This is a genomic window from Paenibacillus thailandensis (assembly GCF_042685365.1).
Classification (GTDB): domain Bacteria; phylum Bacillota; class Bacilli; order Paenibacillales; family Paenibacillaceae; genus Paenibacillus_AP; species Paenibacillus_AP thailandensis.
This window is the reverse complement of sequence record NZ_JBHUMY010000032.1, coordinates 178,587-194,939: the sequence shown is the minus strand read 5'-3', so window position 1 is coordinate 194,939 and position 16,353 is coordinate 178,587. Positions and strand designations below refer to the sequence as shown.

Annotated in this window: 27 protein-coding genes; all 27 read left to right on the top strand. The window is 52.3% G+C overall.

The features are described from left to right. Nucleotides 1–145 precede the first annotated feature (145 nt). The 27 genes from ACFSW5_RS21610 (at nucleotide 146) to ACFSW5_RS21480 (ending at nucleotide 15,997) form a co-directional block, all read left to right on the top strand. Nucleotides 146–388 carry an AbrB/MazE/SpoVT family DNA-binding domain-containing protein gene (locus ACFSW5_RS21610; protein ID WP_379277776.1) on the top strand — a complete coding sequence of 81 codons (243 nt, stop codon included), beginning with the start codon at nucleotides 146–148 and terminating at the stop codon, nucleotides 386–388. Between the two features lie 13 nt (nucleotides 389–401). After that, nucleotides 402–1,133 (top strand): BRO family protein, encoded by a 732-nt coding sequence (locus ACFSW5_RS21605; protein ID WP_379277774.1) that lies wholly within the window; start codon nucleotides 402–404, stop codon nucleotides 1,131–1,133. A 2-nt stretch (nucleotides 1,134–1,135) separates the two neighbouring features. Then, entirely contained in the window at nucleotides 1,136–1,696 is a 561-nt protein-coding gene (locus ACFSW5_RS21600) for a sigma-70 family RNA polymerase sigma factor (protein WP_379277771.1), read from the top strand. A 2-nt stretch (nucleotides 1,697–1,698) separates the two neighbouring features. Continuing rightward, the gene (locus ACFSW5_RS21595; protein WP_379277768.1) at nucleotides 1,699–1,863 is read left to right on the top strand and encodes a hypothetical protein; all 165 of its coding nucleotides are present in this window, start codon (nucleotides 1,699–1,701) and stop codon (nucleotides 1,861–1,863) included. Beyond that, a complete protein-coding gene (locus ACFSW5_RS21590) occupies nucleotides 1,850–2,086 on the top strand; it encodes a helix-turn-helix domain-containing protein (protein WP_379277766.1) in 237 nt (78 codons plus the stop codon). The genes ACFSW5_RS21595 and ACFSW5_RS21590 overlap by 14 nt, the downstream gene beginning before the upstream one ends. Nucleotides 2,087–2,275: 189 nt before the next feature. Further along, a complete protein-coding gene (locus tag ACFSW5_RS21585) occupies nucleotides 2,276–2,416 on the top strand; it encodes a hypothetical protein (RefSeq protein ID WP_379277764.1) in 141 nt (46 codons plus the stop codon). Between the two features lie 98 nt (nucleotides 2,417–2,514). After that, nucleotides 2,515–2,850 carry a DUF551 domain-containing protein gene (locus ACFSW5_RS21580; protein ID WP_379277762.1) on the top strand — a complete coding sequence of 112 codons (336 nt, stop codon included), beginning with the start codon at nucleotides 2,515–2,517 and terminating at the stop codon, nucleotides 2,848–2,850. Nucleotides 2,851–2,877: 27 nt separating this feature from the next. Then, nucleotides 2,878–3,087 carry a hypothetical protein gene (locus tag ACFSW5_RS21575; protein ID WP_379277760.1) on the top strand — a complete coding sequence of 70 codons (210 nt, stop codon included), beginning with the start codon at nucleotides 2,878–2,880 and terminating at the stop codon, nucleotides 3,085–3,087. An 85-nt stretch (nucleotides 3,088–3,172) separates the two neighbouring features. Continuing rightward, entirely contained in the window at nucleotides 3,173–3,427 is a 255-nt protein-coding gene (locus ACFSW5_RS21570) for a hypothetical protein (RefSeq protein ID WP_379277758.1), read from the top strand. Further along, nucleotides 3,420–3,698, top strand: a complete 279-nt coding sequence (locus tag ACFSW5_RS21565; RefSeq protein WP_379277756.1) for a hypothetical protein — start codon at nucleotides 3,420–3,422, stop codon at nucleotides 3,696–3,698. Before ACFSW5_RS21570 ends, ACFSW5_RS21565 begins: the two co-directional genes overlap by 8 nt. Before the next feature lie 11 nt (nucleotides 3,699–3,709). Next, a complete protein-coding gene (locus ACFSW5_RS21560; RefSeq protein WP_379277754.1) occupies nucleotides 3,710–5,710 on the top strand; it encodes an AAA family ATPase in 2,001 nt (666 codons plus the stop codon). Continuing rightward, complete coding sequence (locus ACFSW5_RS21555; RefSeq protein ID WP_379277752.1) at nucleotides 5,707–6,804, top strand: hypothetical protein; 1,098 nt, start codon at nucleotides 5,707–5,709, stop codon at nucleotides 6,802–6,804. Before ACFSW5_RS21560 ends, ACFSW5_RS21555 begins: the two co-directional genes overlap by 4 nt. Continuing rightward, on the top strand, nucleotides 6,804–7,511 hold the full coding sequence (locus ACFSW5_RS21550; RefSeq protein WP_379277750.1) for an MBL fold metallo-hydrolase: 708 nt from the start codon (nucleotides 6,804–6,806) through the stop codon (nucleotides 7,509–7,511). Before ACFSW5_RS21555 ends, ACFSW5_RS21550 begins: the two co-directional genes overlap by 1 nt. Nucleotides 7,512–7,524: 13 nt before the next feature. Beyond that, nucleotides 7,525–8,088, top strand: coding sequence for a DUF1642 domain-containing protein (locus ACFSW5_RS21545; RefSeq protein WP_379277748.1), 564 nt, complete (start codon nucleotides 7,525–7,527; stop codon nucleotides 8,086–8,088). 16 nt (nucleotides 8,089–8,104) lie between these two features. Beyond that, entirely contained in the window at nucleotides 8,105–9,037 is a 933-nt protein-coding gene (locus ACFSW5_RS21540) for a replication protein (RefSeq protein ID WP_379277746.1), read from the top strand. Nucleotides 9,038–9,089: 52 nt separating this feature from the next. Next, nucleotides 9,090–9,329: a hypothetical protein gene (locus ACFSW5_RS21535; RefSeq protein ID WP_379277744.1), complete on the top strand. Its 240-nt coding sequence runs from the start codon at nucleotides 9,090–9,092 to the stop codon at nucleotides 9,327–9,329. Then, the gene (dnaB, locus tag ACFSW5_RS21530; RefSeq protein WP_379277741.1) at nucleotides 9,326–10,678 is read left to right on the top strand and encodes a replicative DNA helicase; all 1,353 of its coding nucleotides are present in this window, start codon (nucleotides 9,326–9,328) and stop codon (nucleotides 10,676–10,678) included. The genes ACFSW5_RS21535 and dnaB overlap by 4 nt, the downstream gene beginning before the upstream one ends. Further along, nucleotides 10,638–10,868: a hypothetical protein gene (locus ACFSW5_RS21525; protein ID WP_379277738.1), complete on the top strand. Its 231-nt coding sequence runs from the start codon at nucleotides 10,638–10,640 to the stop codon at nucleotides 10,866–10,868. Before dnaB ends, ACFSW5_RS21525 begins: the two co-directional genes overlap by 41 nt. Next, the gene (locus ACFSW5_RS21520; protein WP_379277736.1) at nucleotides 10,837–11,007 is read left to right on the top strand and encodes a hypothetical protein; all 171 of its coding nucleotides are present in this window, start codon (nucleotides 10,837–10,839) and stop codon (nucleotides 11,005–11,007) included. The genes ACFSW5_RS21525 and ACFSW5_RS21520 overlap by 32 nt, the downstream gene beginning before the upstream one ends. Then, on the top strand, nucleotides 11,004–11,600 hold the full coding sequence (locus tag ACFSW5_RS21515) for a hypothetical protein (protein ID WP_379277734.1): 597 nt from the start codon (nucleotides 11,004–11,006) through the stop codon (nucleotides 11,598–11,600). Before ACFSW5_RS21520 ends, ACFSW5_RS21515 begins: the two co-directional genes overlap by 4 nt. After that, on the top strand, nucleotides 11,600–12,094 hold the full coding sequence (locus ACFSW5_RS21510; protein WP_379277732.1) for a hypothetical protein: 495 nt from the start codon (nucleotides 11,600–11,602) through the stop codon (nucleotides 12,092–12,094). Before ACFSW5_RS21515 ends, ACFSW5_RS21510 begins: the two co-directional genes overlap by 1 nt. Before the next feature lie 73 nt (nucleotides 12,095–12,167). Further along, entirely contained in the window at nucleotides 12,168–12,521 is a 354-nt protein-coding gene (locus ACFSW5_RS21505; RefSeq protein WP_379277729.1) for a hypothetical protein, read from the top strand. A gap of 348 nt (nucleotides 12,522–12,869) precedes the next feature. Next, nucleotides 12,870–13,976 carry a helix-turn-helix domain-containing protein gene (locus tag ACFSW5_RS21500; RefSeq protein WP_379277727.1) on the top strand — a complete coding sequence of 369 codons (1,107 nt, stop codon included), beginning with the start codon at nucleotides 12,870–12,872 and terminating at the stop codon, nucleotides 13,974–13,976. Nucleotides 13,977–14,018: 42 nt separating this feature from the next. Beyond that, entirely contained in the window at nucleotides 14,019–14,156 is a 138-nt protein-coding gene (locus ACFSW5_RS21495; protein ID WP_379277725.1) for a hypothetical protein, read from the top strand. Nucleotides 14,157–14,181: 25 nt separating this feature from the next. Beyond that, nucleotides 14,182–15,174, top strand: a complete 993-nt coding sequence (locus ACFSW5_RS21490) for a DNA-methyltransferase (protein ID WP_379277722.1) — start codon at nucleotides 14,182–14,184, stop codon at nucleotides 15,172–15,174. 11 nt (nucleotides 15,175–15,185) lie between these two features. Next, nucleotides 15,186–15,485: a LexA family protein gene (locus ACFSW5_RS21485; RefSeq protein WP_379277720.1), complete on the top strand. Its 300-nt coding sequence runs from the start codon at nucleotides 15,186–15,188 to the stop codon at nucleotides 15,483–15,485. Continuing rightward, the gene (locus ACFSW5_RS21480; RefSeq protein ID WP_379277718.1) at nucleotides 15,482–15,997 is read left to right on the top strand and encodes a pyrophosphohydrolase domain-containing protein; all 516 of its coding nucleotides are present in this window, start codon (nucleotides 15,482–15,484) and stop codon (nucleotides 15,995–15,997) included. The genes ACFSW5_RS21485 and ACFSW5_RS21480 overlap by 4 nt, the downstream gene beginning before the upstream one ends. Nucleotides 15,998–16,353 lie beyond the last annotated feature (356 nt).

Below are 16,353 nucleotides of genomic sequence, written 5' to 3'. Positions count from 1 at the left end.
TCAAGATGATTATAATATGACAATTAAAATCACACAAGAGAAGGTATGTTCGTATGGTTGTCTTTTTTATCGCCCAAAAGGTGAATTTAATTCACATAATCTAATATCGACTGCAAAATTGTCGTCCGATAAGGAGCTAATAACAATGATGAAATCCACGGGTATCGTTCGTAAGGTTGATTCTCTCGGTCGTGTAGTTGTTCCAAAAGAGTTGCGCCATTCTCTCGGCATTGAAGAAAATGATCCGCTAGAAATCTTCGTTAACGGCGACCAGATTATGCTTCGAAAATACTCTCCAGGTTGCTTCATCTGCGGCAGTGTTGAGATCAAAAAGACACTCGCCGGCAAGCACGTATGCGGCGGTTGCATTAACAAACTTAAGTCTTAAGAGGGGCAAGTCTATGACCCAAATATTCAACTTTAACGGTGCTCAGGTCCGAACGGTTGAGAAGGGCGGTCTACCTTGGTTCGTCCTGAAAGATGTATGCGATGTGCTAGAACTTTCGAATCCCCGGATGGTTAAAGAACGACTGAGCGATGATGTAAGTTCAACTTACCCCATCCCGGACGCCCTAGGCCGCCAGCAAGAAACCACGATCATCAACGAAGACGGGCTCTACGACGTTATCTTGGAAAGCCGTAAACCTGAAGCTCGGGCCTTCCGCAAATGGGTAACGAGCGTAGTCCTTCCGACGATCCGGAAGACCGGCGGCTATGTCGCGAATGATGACCTATTCATCTCGACCTACCTGACGCATGCGGACGACCAGACCAAACTCATGTTTAAAGCCACACTCGAAGCGGTCCGTAAAGCAAACGAGAAGATCGCTATCATGCAGCCGAAAGCCGACTACTTCGATGCACTGGTCGATCGCAACCTGCTTACAAACTTCCGCGATACGGCGAAGGAGCTCCAGGTCAAGGAACGTGACTTCATCGGCTGGCTGCTCGACAAGAGTTATGTGTACCGGGATGCCAAAGGGAAGCTGAAGCCATATGCTCAGCATGTGCCGGCGTTGTTCGAACTGAAGGAATGGGAGCGGAACGGCAAGGCAGATAATCAAACACTTGTGACGCCGAAGGGCCGGGAAACATTCAGGTTGCTGCTGGCGGCGCGGCCAAAGGAGGCATGAAGATGGAAGCAGTCGCTCATAAACCCGACGAAAGCCGTATTGAAGAACATTTCCACCTTGTTCACTTCGTTTTAAACAAACATAAGCATTTGCAATCGAGATTCGAATATGAAGACTTGTTTCAGGTTGGATGTATTGGTTTGTTGGACGCCATTCGGAGGTTTGATCCAAGTTTAGGACTCGCTTTTTCAACTTACGCGGTGCCGTGCATCCTCGGGAAAATCAACAATTACCGAAGAGATAACAGGCCTTTCAAAGGATCGCAAGCTACCAAAAAATTGAGTCCGAAGGTATTGTCACTTGATTACGTGATGCTCCAAGACGAAGGGAGGCCGGTAACGCTTAAAGATACCATCCCCGTTGAGGACGACACCTCGCAGTTCGACCTCCAGATGTTTGTCGAGTCTTTGGATAATCGAGAGAAACAAATCGTTAATCTTCGATTAAACGGAATGAATCAGCAATCCGTCTCCAGACAGATCGGAGTAACTCAGGTGCAAATTAGCCGCATGTTAAAGCGCATCAGCGCTAAATACCAGAGTTACCTCAAGGAGGATACCTGATTATGGACCATATCCAACTCCTCCGCAACATCTGCATGTATTACCTGCAACTCGAGGAACGCGCCGCGGCGGACTGCATGCCGGCAATTGGCGCTCACGCCTACAAGCAGTACTGTCGCTACCGGATGAAACTGAATCGGCTGGTGGTTCTCCATGGCGGCCGCTGAGGTTTTCCCGGTTCGATTAAAGGAGGCGCGGCACAAGCGCGGCTGGTCACAGCTCAAACTATCCGTCGAATCCGGCGTATGCCGCGGCGCGATATCGCATTACGAGCGAGCCTATCGGCAGCCTGATTTGGACCAACTTGCCCGGCTGGCAGACGTGTTGAACGTCAGCACCGATTACCTGCTCGGCAGATCGGAGGTGCCGCAATGCCGGACGAGCTTATAGATTTCCTTGGCGATCTATTCAATGAGCTCCAACTCCGAAAACTCTACGGGATAACGTTTCTCCAATTCGTGGAGAGCTGGGAGCGGGGAGGTTGGAGGGATTGGGCATAAGCATCCTGATCGGATTTTATGTCGTCGGCATCGTTTGGTTGATCCGTGAAGCTGCAGCAGCACAGGAAGGAGAATGAACATGACCCAGCAACAAATCGAAGCTGAGCAATCATACCTCGCTCTTTACGCTCAATTTTTGGACGAGCCGGACGCGGGGAAGCGGCAAGAACTGAAGCTGCAAATGCAAGAAATTGAACAGGTTCAAGGCTGGATTTTTTAATTGCCTATTTATTTTGGCTATTCGGATTATTGGGTTGAAACGAAAATTTCATAATCCATTGTTGTAAGTAAATGGATGTTAACGAAGGAGATACGACCATGAAATGGATCAGTGTAACAGACCGTCTACCAAGAGTGATGGAGACTGTACTGCTCTTTGTCGATGCACATACGCACCCGAAGTATCGATTTGTGTCCACGGGTATAAGGTTTCCAAATGGCACGTTTAACTGGCACAAAAACGCAATAATCTATCCAAATGCGGAGGTTACTCACTGGATGGAAATTCCGAAACCGCCGAACGGAGAAAAAGCCCTCGAACACGAATGCCCGAAATGCGGCTCTGACTTGGATTACTTTGGCGGAAAAGCTCTTTGTCCGAATGATGATTGTGATTTTGAACGTACGATGACGCCTATAGAGTTAGAGGAATGATTCATACTGCGAAGGAGTTGAACAAGCATGGATTTGGTCGTCAATAAGTGCGAATGCCTTCTCTGCAACAAAGTATTCTTTGAGTGGGAAGAGGCGGAGTTGGACGAATGCCCGCACTGCAACGCTTCCCTGGATACTGATAAGTCGGCGAATGTCATCGGCGAGATGTCGGTTGTGATCGAACTTGATGTCACTACGGGTAAAGTCAGCGTGCCTTTTGTAGGACTAAACCCATGAGAGTATGAACTGGAAATTGATTCGTCTATTTCAACCATAAAATCCTTTGCCAAAATCGGCTTTTTGCCGGGGAGGAGAGCACGAAATGTCTAAAACTCAGGTCATTCAATCGATCACCGTCGGCCAGAACTTGCAGCGGAAATACACGATCGGCGACGTGGTAAACGGGGCAGAATTGAACGAAATCAAGAACATGAGTACGGTATCCGAAAGCAGAGTTTTCTCCGAATACTGGCTGCTGGACGAAGACGGCAACATCTTAAGCTCAGTCGAAAACATGCCGGTCGTCATCGATTATCAAACAATCGCCGTGGATGATGAGGAGGAGAACCATGGATAGAAAAACGCTGGAATACATGGAAGGACGGGCAGCTAAGGCGCGGGAGATAGTCAAGAAAATTGACGAGCTGAGCCGTGCTGCGGAGCAGATCGTAGGCGCCAATTATGTACAATTCGAAGATCACTACGGAAATATAAGGGCGACCCTTAGGGGATACAGGAATGGCAATTCCATGCAACAACCGCGCGTGGTTAACTCCATCTGCAAATCGGTTGTTGAGGTAATTAGGTTGGAAATCCAGCAACTCGAGCAAGAGCTCGCGGAGCTGTAGGAGGTGCGGGAATGAACAGCCGAATCGAACTTCTTTCTCTTATCCTCCGTTATTTCAAAGGCATTATCGACTTCACGCTGCAGGCGGATGGTCAGAACGTCGACGTCTACGGCGACAACGCTGCTGGTAAGACAACGCTTTTTGACGGTTGGAACTGGCTGCTGTTCGACAAGGACAGCCAAAACAAAAAGGACTTCTCCATCAAGACCCAGGACGAAACCGGGGCGCCGATCCCGAAGCTCGATCATGAAGTCGAGGGCGTTCTCTTGATTAACGGCCGACAGCACACGTTAAAGAAAGTTTTCCGTGAGAAATGGACAAAGAAGCGTGGCTCCGCATCGGACGAGTTCACCGGACACGAGACCAATTACTTCATCGACGGCGTGCCCGTCAAGCAAGCCGAATACAAAAGTTTTATCGATTCAATCATCAACGAAGACCGATTCAAGCTCCTTACCAGTCCTACATTCTTCAATGAGCAACTGGACTGGAAGAAGCGGAGACCGATACTGCTCGAGATATGCGGTGATATATCGGATTCGGATGTTATCGCCAGCAATCCGGAACTGGCCGAACTGCCGGAACTCCTCGACAACCGTACGCTCCACGGACATCGCTCTATGATTTCGGCCAGAATGAAAGCCATTAATGACGAGCTGAAGAAAATCCCGGTGCGGGTCGACGAAGCGCAGCGCGCCATGCCGGACACCGGGGGATTCGACGAAAAGAGGAATCAAGAGCAGCTCGAGGCGTTGAAAGGCCGCATCCAAAGCAAAGAGGAAGAACTGAACCGGATCCAGTCCGGCGGCGAGATTGCCGTTAAGCAGAATCGCATCCGCGAGATCGAAGGTGAACTGCTTCAAATCAAAAATAACCTCCAAGCCTGGACGATTGAAAAATTAAACGAGCAGCGCCGTCAAGTCTCCAGAATAAAGGGAGATGCCTCAGACCTCGGGGGAGAAATCAGCCGGCTGAAAAGCTTGAGTGCGACAAATCAGCAAATAATTGCCGAGAAGACGGCCGAAATGGAGCGGCTGCGCTCGCAATGGAAGGAAGTAGACGCAGAACAATTCGAGATCAGTCATTCCGCCGATACTTGCCCTGCGTGCGGGCAACAGCTCCCCGCGGATGCCATTGCCGCGGCTCATGAGAAGGCGCTGGTGCAATTCAACCGAAGCAAGGCTGAGCGGCTGGAAGAGATCAATGCAAAGGGTCGGGCAGCGAAGGCCGCTTGTGAGGAAAGAAATGCTGAGAACAAGAAACTGGCCGACAGAATAGCCGCATTGCAAGAGAAACTCGATCAGACGCAGGTGCTGCTCCAAACGGAGACTGAAGAGCTGAACAAGATGGAGTCCGGACTTGTCGACGTTGAAACGGATCCAGCATACATCTCGAAGTTGCAGGAGAAAACGAGTGTCGAAAGAGAGATCGTAGGCCTTCGGTCAGCATCGCTTAGTGCGTTGGAACAAGTCCGGCAAGAACTCTCTAAGCTACGGCTGGAAGCCGACCGGCTCGAACGAAACAAAATCGCCTTCGACCAGGCGCGCAGCGGGAAAGAACGGATTGCAACGCTCAAACAACAGGAGAAGCAGCTTGCGAAAGAATACGAGGAGCTTGAACGACAGAACTTCCTCACAGAGGAATTTATCCGGACGAAGGTCTCGCTTCTCGAATCGAGAATCAACAGCAAATTCAAACACGTCCGCTTTAAATTGTTTGAAACCCAAATTAACGGCGGCGTTCAGGAATGCTGCGAAACGCTGTACGGCTCGAACCTCGTAGCTTACAGCAGCGGCTTGAACAATGCAGCTCGCATCAATGCCGGTCTCGACATCATCAATACCCTTTCGGAGCATTACGGGACGACGGCGCCGATCTTCATCGACAACGCTGAATCGGTCACGGAACTGCTGCCGACGGATAGCCAGCAGATCAGGCTTATAGTCAGCGCGGCAGACAAGAAGCTCCGCGTCGAACAAAACAACAAATATCAGGAGGCGACTTTATTTTGAGCAACCAAACCTACTCCACTGGCCTTACAAAGGTGAACGACACTTTCCTTCCCATGATCGAGAACCAACTTGTCAGCAACGGAATTAATATGGACCAGTATTCAAAGCAGTGCGTTATGAATGCTTTATCCTCGATTACGGCAGCGCTGGATGCAAAGGGCATCACAATGAGCGACCCGAATCTCGACCGGAACAACCTGACGACAATTCTTCTGAACGTCGCTGCCCTGAAGCTTAATGCGGCGGCCAGTCCGCGGGAAGTGTTCTTCCAGGTACGAAACGTTAAAGTGAAGGTCGACAACAAGGAGGTCTGGAAGAAGCAGATCGAGATGGGCATCGAGGGCGACGGCAACGACGCAATCCTTTCCCGGTTCGGCCGCAATGTTGAGCAGGTTCGCCCCTATTGGGCCGTCCGGGAAGGTGATGATTTTGAATATCCGACGTTCAACGGCCTCGAGATGACGCCGCCGAAATGGACACCCCGGGGCAAAGGACCGGTCGTCCGCATCGTATACCCAATTATCTTCAAAGACAAAAGCATCCAGTACTTCATCGGCGAGCGGGACGACGTAGTCAAAAACCTCATCGCCCACATTAACAACAACCTGATGAACGAAACCTTCGGCATCTGCGAAGACCGTTTTAAAGCCACAGCTGAACAGAAAAAGAAAATCGCCGAGAAAAAGGCGCAGATCATGAAGAAAGCTGCCGAACTCGGATTGAACGCGCTCGACGATGTGGAACTGCAGCAATGGATTAGCCCCGCTTGGTCGGAGTTTCAAAGCCGCGAGTCGATGATCATCCGGAAGATCCGGAATAACATCGTCAAGAAAATCCCGAAAGACTTCGGCAGCGCCTTTGTCGAGATGCTGCACAGTGAAGCAACGGACGATAGCTATTCTGCGGCCCGGGCGGAAATTGCCGAGAATGCGAACCGAGAGCCAATCGATGTCTCATTTACCGCTCAAACGGTTGATGAACAGCCGCAGCATCAGGAGCCGGCCGAGGCTGAGGGAACGGAAGCACAACCGGAGCCGACACAAAGGGCTGCTGAGGAGCCGCAGGTGCCGCCAACTGGTGGGCCGGATTTCTAATGATCGAGATCAAGCCATTCGGCTCCAGTAGTGCGGGCAACTGCTATAAGGTAACGGACGGGGAGACTGTGCTACTGCTCGAAGCAGGGCTTCGGTTCAAAGACATCCAGAGAGGCTTGCAGTTCCGGATGAGCAGCATTGCAGCATGCCTGATCTCCCACGGCCACGGTGATCACGTTAAGGCAGCCAAAGACATCATGAAAGCCGGCATCGACGTTTACACCTCGCAAGGCACGATCGATGCCGCCGGTCTGGCCGGGCACCGGGCGGTGCCAATCGAAGCGCTCAAACCTTTCACGATCGGTACATGGACCATACTCCCCTTCGACATACAGCACGACGTGGAGGAGCCGCTCGGCTTCCTGATGGCAAACAAGGCTGGCGACAAACTGCTCTTCGCGACGGATACTTGGTACATCCGGCATACCTTTACCGGCCTCACGCATTTGCTCATCGAATGCAATTACAGCATGCGTATTCTCGACGAGAACATTGCCGCCGGGCGTGTGCCGGTCGCCATGAAGAAGCGGTTGATTCGATCGCATTTCAGCTTGGAAAACTTGAAGGATTTCATCCGGGCGAATGATATGAGCAAAGTTCAGGAAATCTGGCTTATCCACTTGAGCGATACAAACAGTGACGAAGCGCTGTTCAAGCGTGAAATACAAGAATTGACCGGACGGCCCGTGTACGTCGCCGGCAGATAACGGAGGTGCGGGAATGACCAAATTGAGCAAGGACAGAATCGAAGTCATTAGGCAATTAGGTGTTTTACCATTTGTCGGTCAACACATATTGCGCGAGGTTATGGGTCATATCGACGCACAGGATGCCGAAATGGCCCGGAAAGATCAGACCATCTCCAATCAGCACGCGGCAATCATTGAAGCACTCCAACTCAGAACGGAATTGGAAGAGCTGAAGGCCCGGCATAAGCTGGTCGTGCTGCCGCGGGAGGTGGCTGACTATATTAGTTCACGGCGTGCTGAAATCTCAGATTACTGCATTCTCGACAACTTATTAAGAAAACGCATATCTGGCCCGAACAAGAATAAGATCGGCGATTGGATCGAAGGCGGCATTCGCGGCAATGTCTTAATGGCAGCACTCGTCAACGGCTACACGGTCGAGGAGCCGACAACCGAGGAGCGGATCACGGCCAGGCTGACTTCGGCACTGATAGAATCCAGAATCGAAAGCCCTATCCCGACCGAGCATCTGGCTCATCAGCTCACGCAGGCTATACGGGAAGTACTGGCGGAACAACCGCAAGAAGCAAATTGAACGTTGGTGAGGTGGCATGGCAAGGCCTCAGAAAGAGAACGGCTATACACCCGTCGCTCATGAAATCCTCGATGAGATTTGCCAGTACGCCTTTAACGGTGCGCAGCTCCGGCTAGTGATTAAGATTTGGCGAATGACGTACGGGTTTAGCCGGAAAGACCACGAGTTTTCCATAACATTTCTCGCTGCGAATACGCTGCTGTCTGAACGCACTGTGAAAAAGGAATTGGCAGCTTTAATCAAGGCGAAGGTTCTGGTCGTAACCAAGCGGGCTTCTCGGACTTCATCCCGAAAGCTGGCTTTCAACAAAAATTATGAGGAATGGATCATAAAAAAGAGTGGTGATTCAGTCGTGTCGAACAATTCTTCTCCTGTTAATGAGGTGCACGATACTTCCCCTAATAACGTGGATTATCAGGTGCACGATACTTCCCCTAATAACGTGGATTATCAGGTGCACGATACTTCCCCCCATGAGGGGAACGATACTTCACCTAGTAGGGTTACTTTGGGGGGAACGATACTGCCCCCAGATAAAGAAAAAGATCTTTTAAAGAAAATATATAAAGAAAAGGAGATTTCGTTTGAAACATTCTGGTCTATTTACCCAAGAAGAGTATCGAAACAAGCAGCGTTAAAAGCTTGGAACAAACTCTCAAAGGATAAAGACTTCGACCCAGAACTCGTGATAAGGAATACAGTCCATTTCGCTGAGACTCATAAGCTCCTTCAGACCAAACCAAACTTCATCCTTCATGCTTCGACCTATTTAAACCAAAAGAGGTACGAAGATTACCCGACGGTAGATCCGGAAGGAATAGCGGCGGCTGGGGAGAGCAAGTTCGATTCCAACCTCGATTTCTTCAAACAACAGCTGGGAGGTGGCGGGCATGACACGGGACCAAGTAACCCTGCTCTTGGCGAAGGCTTCGGCCGCTTACCCGAATAAAGCGCCGGACTTCAAGCGGAATCACCAGATATTCGAAGTTTGGGTGGAACGTTTGGCTAACGTCGACGCTGACCGGGCACTTCAAAACCTGAATAACCATATCGATTCGGAACCTTATTTCCCGGCTATCTCCGACATCATCCGTAATGACCCGTCGCAATATACCGACCACGAGCGGCTGCGGCAAGAAACGATCGAACGTTTAGAGGAGATGGATGAATGGGAGCGACGGGCGACGCCGCTGCCGGAACACCTTAAGCCGAAATTGCTTCAACGGGGGGATGGCGGTTGAGCGTTTTGTTAGAAGCGGAGCGCGCCGTACTGGGAGCTATCCTTCGGGAGCCGGACTTAATGGACGAGTGTTATCTGCAGCCGGAGGAGTTCGGGGACGATCAGCACGCACTCATCATGGAATACCTCCGATTTACCTACGATCAAGACGGCACGATCGACATATTACTGATGGCACAGCGGTCCGGAAAGAATCTAACGAAGATCGGCGGCATTACTTACCTCATGCAGCTGCGCGACGCCGTCCCTTCGGAGAGCCACTTCACCTATTACCAAACACTTATCCGTAATGCATACGTGCAGCGCCGGGCGGCAGAGACGATGCGGATTATGGCCGAAGCCGGATCCGCGGAGGACGTGAACGCGAAAGAATACGTCGCGGAGGCGCAGGCGGCGCTGGAGGAAATCGCGGAGCTTACGGCGGCGCAAGCAGACGGTGGCGTCCGGCGCGTCGCGGATGTACTCGCCGGCCACGCGGACAAGATTGCTGAGCGCAAGAAAAAACGCGGATTGACCGGGGGGAGGACGGCCAGCCGGGACCTCGACAAGATAACGGGCGGCCACCAGGACGGTGATTTTGAAGTCATCGCGGCGCGCCCGTCAATGGGGAAATCGGCATACATCGTCAACGACATGGTCCGTACTGCCCGCGGCGGCCGGGCGGCGGCGATATTCTCGCTCGAAATGACGGCAGAGCAATTGGCTGAACGTTTTGTATGCGTCCTGGGGAACCTTGACCATACCAAGCTGCGGACGGGCGATCTGGAGAATAGCGATTGGGAGCGCTGGAGTTACGCTCTCGACGAGCTGGACCAACTGCCGATTATGATCGACGATACGCCGGGCATGACGCTGCAGGACATCCGGCGGAAAGCTAAGCAGTTGAAAAAGAAGCATCCAAGCATCGTGATTTATATCGACTTCTTGCAATTGGTCCAGCCCGGCCGGCGGTTCGCAAAAGAGCATGAGGGCGTGGCGTACGTATCCAAGGGGCTGAAGCTTCTCGCAAGGATGCTGCAATGTCCGGTGGTGGCGATCTCCGCAGTCGGCCGGAGCGTTGAGCAGCGGCAAGATAAGCGGCCAATGATGTCGGACCTGCGGGAATCCGGGTCCATTGAAAGCGACGCGGACATCGTGATCTTTTTGTACCGGGACGACTACTACAACAAAGAGTCGGAGAAGAAAGGCCGCGTCGAGCTTATTCTCGCGAAAGGCCGGAACGTCGGGACCGGGACGGTAGAGATGCTTTTCGACCGCCGGACCGGAAAGTTCTTGGACTTGGATTACTCCCACCATCAGGCGCAGGGAGGTGACTCCAGCGGCAAAGCTACCGGACAAAATCGAAAATGATGAGCAGTACGACGAACTGCTGGCGCGGATCGTGAAGGGCGCGCAGACGATCGAGGACCCGCTGCTCGACCCAAACGATCGGCAGAGGTACATGAAGGCTTACGACAAGATGGTCAGCGTGGCAATGGCATACCGATTCAAATCGGGAGGGGAAGCCAATGGCGAAGAAGCGGCGCACGCCGAAGGGTAAGAAACGACGGCCGGATCCGGACCCGATCTTTCAGGATACGCCGTGGGAAATCGTGCAGGACGAGCGGGGCCGAGTGGTCGGCGAAATCTACACGCTGCCGGCGCGCCTGACGAGCCGGGGCAACTGGAGGAAAAGATGAACTGGGAAGATGCGAAGAAGAATATAACGGCCTTTTCCGGAGAAGAGAAAAGGGCAATAGAGAATAAGGCAAAGAGCGATACCTTGCAGCTGATTAAAGAGTTCTGGTCCAATATCGAAAATGTTAAGGTTGCAAGCGCCGGAACTATACAACTTGATATTTTGGAGTATTTGGACAGGATAGACGCACTAACCAATCAACTCGAAGCAGCGAACGATCGGGTTAACTACCTCGTCGTAGAGAATGACCGTCTGAGCGCCGAAAACACCGCCATGAGGGAAGCGCTGGAATGGTACGGGAGTAAGGGACACACTTTTAGCCAACGCGCCCGTGACGTCCTCTACTCTCTCTCTCAAGGGACAAGGAGTAGACGAGACACACTCCTGAAACGTCTCGAACAGTTTTCTGTACTGCCTAAACCGGATATTGAATCCAAGACTGACGACGAGTTGGAACGGTATGTGAAGCTGCTGGAAAGCTCATTTGAAATGGCGTTTGACGGTAAGGCGCAGCCAACAACCGGCGAGATGATCCGGAACCATGACAACAAACTGGCAGCCGTGCTCGGCGAGATCAAGGGGGTTGGGGACTGATGCGTTTCATTGGACTCGATCCATCAACAAAAACCGGTTTCGTCGCCCTGAACACAGCCGGCGAAGTGTTGGAGGCAAAGGAACTTACAGGTGCTGGCAAGGAAGACCCGGCGCGCATGGCATCCCTGATCGAAACTATTATGCGGCAAATTAATCCGGATGACATGGTTTGCATCGAAGGGTTCGGTTTTGCTTCGCAGCAGGCCGTGCAGCTCGGCGGCATTGGCTGGGGAATCCGGATGGCGTTGTACCGCCGTGGCATTCTTTATCAAGAAGCTTCCCCTTCGCAGGTGAAGAAGTTTGCAACCGGAAAAGGAAATACGCCAAAGGACGGAATGCCGGTCCCGATCTTCAAGCGCTGGGGTTTCGAGCATAAGAGTAACAACGTGACGGACGCCTTTGTGATCGCACAGATCGGCCGCGCGCTGACGCTACCGGGGCTGGAGTTAACGAAATACCAGACAGAAGTGATTCAAGCCATAAGAGCAAAATAACCGCGCATTCGCTCGGGGAAGGGGTTCGTGCTGCTTTAAAACCGAACATATGTGCGTGAAAGGAGTGTTGATGTTGGCATATTCAAACGTTCGAATCATTCCCAAGGTAAGGGAGGCGATAACTGGTTTTGGGTTGTTTGGGCCGGTCCGTGAACGGGTCGAAATCGATGCGGGTACATGGTTGGTCATCTACCACACTGGTACCCAGCGTTGGATCGTCACCAACGACATTGACAAGCATGGTTTGAACGCCGCTGCCGCTGATCTTGTGCCTGTAGGCTTTGCCAATAGCGTCAAGGCTGCTCTATTCGTGGTTTGGGAGCATCAACGCTCCCTCGGGCTCGATCGGACGATATTGGATGAGCTTCGTGAAAAGAAAGACGCCCGTCTCGTAGCGGATGAAACGGAATGGGAGTGGAAGTCATGAAGTCGTTAAGTTGGCGAGAAGCGACTCGGGCACAACTGTGCGAGATTGCCTACAACGACACCGAAGCTCCACTGGAATACCGCTTGGCGGCCGCCGCAGAGTTGAAGCGCCGGGCGCGGCAGAAGCATGCACGGGTGCAGTACCGGGGAAAAGAGGTGTACCCGCGATGAGGATGGACGAAGTCGGAACAAAACGCCATCGTCCGGTGCCACGGCGGAAGCTTGATGGGCCGGAGCCAGCAAACAGTCCGGTTACGGTTCGCCCGATGACCGACGAGGAAAGGGAGCGGCAGACCGCGCCTCCGACAGAGGGGCGGCCGTTCATTCCGATCTGGCGGAGGAAGAAACGATGAACAACGACGAGAAGCGAAGGTTCTTCCAGAAAGTAAAATCGATGAGTTCCGAAAAATTCTGGCATGTTCAAAACATTTTCCATACCCGGGCCTACGCCGCGGCAGAACGGATTTACTGGCAAGCCATGGATGATTTGCTCACGCCTGAACAAAAGGCCGCGGTGATCGCCAGGGCAACGGAGATCCGCATCAGCGAAGGCATGGTCACGGTCACCACGGATAAGACGGAAGCTGAACTATTCCATCCGATGGAGGAGGATGAATCGAATATGGGTACGCCCATCCCAAGCAGGGAGAATGAATTGAAAGGCAAAGGAGCCGGCGAGGTTACGGTCAGAACCCTTACACCTGAGGAGATGGAGCAGGAATTCGAGCGAATGAGCAGCAAGGGACGGCTAGCTGCGCCGACTACACAAAAGCAAATTGAAGCGAAAAACCAAAATCCTAAATCAGAGGGGGAAACCGAGATGCAAAGACGACGGGGAGCAACACCAAAACAAGGCCCGGCATGCGGGCTCACGAAGATCGATCTGTTGAAAGCAATCGCTCAAGGAGAAACTCTCTCCAGCATCGAGAAGGCGTGGGGGATGAAATATAACACGATTCATGACTGGGTTAAACGGTGGGGCCTCAAGGGCATCACGCCAGAAAAAGCGCAAGAGCTGCTGAATGCGGAAGCGAGTGCGAGGCAGTCAGAGGCGGAGGGTAATCACTCGGCGGATCCGGCCGACGCAGCCGTACCGGAAATTCCCGCTGATGTCGTACTGGAAGAAACGGCAGTAGCCGCTGAGCAGTCGGCTGTTAATACGCTCCCCGTTCAGCCATACATCACAATCAGGCTGCCACTCGTAAACCTTGGCTACGATCGTGTTAAAATGCTCGCCGGCATCGATGTAATTGCAAATCAGGTCGATACGTCGGCCATCGTTCCTAAGGAACTTACCCTCGAAGCGCTTGGATTGATGCAGACCGTAACCAGCATTGTGTATCAAAAGGTTTCGGAGGTAAGCCGGCCAGATCGCGTGCTGGAAGTTCTGCAAGAGTTTTTCACCGATCGTAATGAGGAGCATCTGGAGATTGTAGAAGGGCTGATTAAGCAGTGAACGAAATCGTAGTCGACAACTTCGCAGGCGTTCGGCTGGGAAATGGCCCCGCCGAGCGAAAAGCAGATCAAGACACTTGAGAAGCTGGGCATTCTCCCGGACGAGATCGAAAACGCCGGAAAGGCAACGAAGCTGCTGGAGCGACTCGACAAGCGCCGTGCTGAGCATCCCGCCATCTGAGTGGCCGGAGGTGACATACACGCCGATGCCCGGCCTGCCGCCCGTCACCGTCCCGGCATGGACTGGCTGCCTTGGACTTGAGCCGACTGCTGAAATGTTCGTCTCTCATAGCGTGCTGATCTTTCGGGAGGTTTGGCGGGTTTTACGGCCGGACGGAACGCTTTGGTTGAATTACGGTGATACCTATGCCGGTTCAATGAAAGGGAGGAACGCCGACGGCAGAGGTAACCCGGGCGATATGCACAATCAGCATCCAGGGCAGTATTCCGGAAGCATATCGTACCAAGGGCTCCAGTACCCCGGATTAAAGGCCAAAGACCTCATCGGCATTCCATGGCGAGTAGCCTTTGCTCTGCAAGCAGACGGCTGGTATCTCCGAATGGACAACGTCTGGAGTAAGCCGAATTGCATGCCGGAGAGTGTTCGGGACCGGCCAACAAAGGCGCATGAATACGTCTTCCTGTTATCCAAGTCCGAGCATTATTACTATAACTCCGACGCAATTATGGAGCCATTAGCGAGTTCATCAATAGACAGATTGTCTCAGAATATTGAAGGGCAGCTTGGGTCTGCGCGGGCAAACGGCGGATCAAAAACGAACGGTAATATGAAAGCTGTTGGTGGATCAATGGGAGCATTCGGACCACCGCAGTCGAGGCGAAGGAGCGGTAACAAGGAAAGGAAATACGGTGAAGAACGTGATCGACCTGGTTCGCACATCGGGGCATCAATTCCTTGGGAGGGTTCGATGCGAAATAAGCGATCAGTCTGGACTGTGCCGACGGCACAATTTACTGAAGCTCATTTCGCAACATTCCCGGAAAAACTGATTGAGCCGTGCATCTTGGCCGGCGCTCCGGAAGGCGGCAGGGTCCTCGATCCATTCGGAGGATCCGGAACGACGCTGAAGGTTGCGCTGGAGAACAACCGGGAATGCACAATCATCGAACTTGGACCGCAATACGTCGAAATCGCAGAGCGCCGGGTTGCCGCGGTACAGCCAAAATTGCAGTTTTAAGGAGCGTGGACATGGAACATCATTTAAAGCCACAGCAGAAGAAGCTTCTGGATTTCTTGAAAGAGCACCTAAAATCAAAAGGCTACCCGCCTTCGATCCGTGAAATCTGCATCGGTACTGGATATAGATCGACTTCAACGGTTCATCGGATACTGGATAAGCTCGAAGAGCAGGGATACATCCAGCGGAACCCAAAGGAACCGCGTTCGCTGACAGTAACCGGCCATAAGTCGAGAGAGGAAGAACTGCTGCAGCGGATCGCTGAGCTCGAGGCGGAACTGAACGAATATAAACGGAGGTATGGAGCATGAGCGAAATTACGCTTCAGCAGATGTACAACAAGGTTCGGGAATTCCACACGGCTTTTGGCGAGGATATGCCGGAGAAGCCGACGGAGCTCGGAATCGGGAAGATGGTCACGAATAACTGGTTAATTGGTTCGCTGCACTCTTTGACTCAGGAGATTAAGGCTGTCAATAGTCAGAAATTCGAAGACGAGCAGATTGGCGGGAAGGTAGGGCAGCGGATATCGTTCATGCTGGAGGAACTGACCGAGTTTGCAGCGGCGGATGATGTTGTCGAGCAAGCCGATGCGCTTATCGATCTGATTTACTTCGCAATCGGAACCTTTACGCTGATCGGTGTAAACCCAGCGCCGCTGTTCGAAATCGTGCATGAAGCGAATATGGGCAAGGTCGGACCGGACGGTAAAGTGCTACGGGATTCACAGGGAAAGATCGTCAAGCCGGCAGGATGGAAAGAGCGGTATGCGCCAGAGCCGAGGATCAGGGCGGAAATCGAGCGGCAGGCGATCAGGGATTGATCAGAACAGCTTGGGCGTTATCGTTGTCGATGGCAGTGGGTTGCTGCGTTCTGGCGATTCTCCGGATTGTGGCCGGCGAACCGTTGCATAGCGTACTGATCGCAATGGGACTGGCGCTCATAAACAAAGCGAGCGCGGATAGATTGGGTGGATGATGTATTTGGGTGAATACGGAAATACATGAGGGAGGAATGAAGGTCATGGAAAACCGATGTGGAGTTTGCAATCACAATATCCCGCTGGATCACGCTTGCAATAATCGGATGGAGTCGGATGGTTCGACAACGTCTTATCATTTCGGATGCGGGACTGTAAAGGAGCCTTGTGAGGATTGCGGTCATCACCGGAAAGTGTGC

What these genes read in the sequence shown, in the direction of transcription:
- ACFSW5_RS21610 (WP_379277776.1), top strand. Translation starts at nt 146, where the DNA reads ATGATGAAATCCACGGGTATCGTTCGTAAGGTTGATTCTCTCGGTCGT.
- ACFSW5_RS21605 (WP_379277774.1), top strand. Translation starts at nt 402, where the DNA reads ATGACCCAAATATTCAACTTTAACGGTGCTCAGGTCCGAACGGTTGAG.
- ACFSW5_RS21600 (WP_379277771.1), top strand. Translation starts at nt 1,136, where the DNA reads ATGGAAGCAGTCGCTCATAAACCCGACGAAAGCCGTATTGAAGAACAT.
- ACFSW5_RS21595 (WP_379277768.1), top strand. Translation starts at nt 1,699, where the DNA reads ATGGACCATATCCAACTCCTCCGCAACATCTGCATGTATTACCTGCAA.
- ACFSW5_RS21590 (WP_379277766.1), top strand. Translation starts at nt 1,850, where the DNA reads ATGGCGGCCGCTGAGGTTTTCCCGGTTCGATTAAAGGAGGCGCGGCAC.
- ACFSW5_RS21585 (WP_379277764.1), top strand. Translation starts at nt 2,276, where the DNA reads ATGACCCAGCAACAAATCGAAGCTGAGCAATCATACCTCGCTCTTTAC.
- ACFSW5_RS21580 (WP_379277762.1), top strand. Translation starts at nt 2,515, where the DNA reads ATGAAATGGATCAGTGTAACAGACCGTCTACCAAGAGTGATGGAGACT.
- ACFSW5_RS21575 (WP_379277760.1), top strand. Translation starts at nt 2,878, where the DNA reads ATGGATTTGGTCGTCAATAAGTGCGAATGCCTTCTCTGCAACAAAGTA.
- ACFSW5_RS21570 (WP_379277758.1), top strand. Translation starts at nt 3,173, where the DNA reads ATGTCTAAAACTCAGGTCATTCAATCGATCACCGTCGGCCAGAACTTG.
- ACFSW5_RS21565 (WP_379277756.1), top strand. Translation starts at nt 3,420, where the DNA reads ATGGATAGAAAAACGCTGGAATACATGGAAGGACGGGCAGCTAAGGCG.
- ACFSW5_RS21560 (WP_379277754.1), top strand. Translation starts at nt 3,710, where the DNA reads ATGAACAGCCGAATCGAACTTCTTTCTCTTATCCTCCGTTATTTCAAA.
- ACFSW5_RS21550 (WP_379277750.1), top strand. Translation starts at nt 6,804, where the DNA reads ATGATCGAGATCAAGCCATTCGGCTCCAGTAGTGCGGGCAACTGCTAT.
- ACFSW5_RS21545 (WP_379277748.1), top strand. Translation starts at nt 7,525, where the DNA reads ATGACCAAATTGAGCAAGGACAGAATCGAAGTCATTAGGCAATTAGGT.
- ACFSW5_RS21540 (WP_379277746.1), top strand. Translation starts at nt 8,105, where the DNA reads ATGGCAAGGCCTCAGAAAGAGAACGGCTATACACCCGTCGCTCATGAA.
- ACFSW5_RS21520 (WP_379277736.1), top strand. Translation starts at nt 10,837, where the DNA reads ATGGCGAAGAAGCGGCGCACGCCGAAGGGTAAGAAACGACGGCCGGAT.
- ACFSW5_RS21515 (WP_379277734.1), top strand. Translation starts at nt 11,004, where the DNA reads ATGAACTGGGAAGATGCGAAGAAGAATATAACGGCCTTTTCCGGAGAA.
- ACFSW5_RS21510 (WP_379277732.1), top strand. Translation starts at nt 11,600, where the DNA reads ATGCGTTTCATTGGACTCGATCCATCAACAAAAACCGGTTTCGTCGCC.
- ACFSW5_RS21500 (WP_379277727.1), top strand. Translation starts at nt 12,870, where the DNA reads ATGAACAACGACGAGAAGCGAAGGTTCTTCCAGAAAGTAAAATCGATG.
- ACFSW5_RS21495 (WP_379277725.1), top strand. Translation starts at nt 14,019, where the DNA reads ATGGCCCCGCCGAGCGAAAAGCAGATCAAGACACTTGAGAAGCTGGGC.
- ACFSW5_RS21490 (WP_379277722.1), top strand. Translation starts at nt 14,182, where the DNA reads ATGCCCGGCCTGCCGCCCGTCACCGTCCCGGCATGGACTGGCTGCCTT.
- ACFSW5_RS21485 (WP_379277720.1), top strand. Translation starts at nt 15,186, where the DNA reads ATGGAACATCATTTAAAGCCACAGCAGAAGAAGCTTCTGGATTTCTTG.
- ACFSW5_RS21480 (WP_379277718.1), top strand. Translation starts at nt 15,482, where the DNA reads ATGAGCGAAATTACGCTTCAGCAGATGTACAACAAGGTTCGGGAATTC.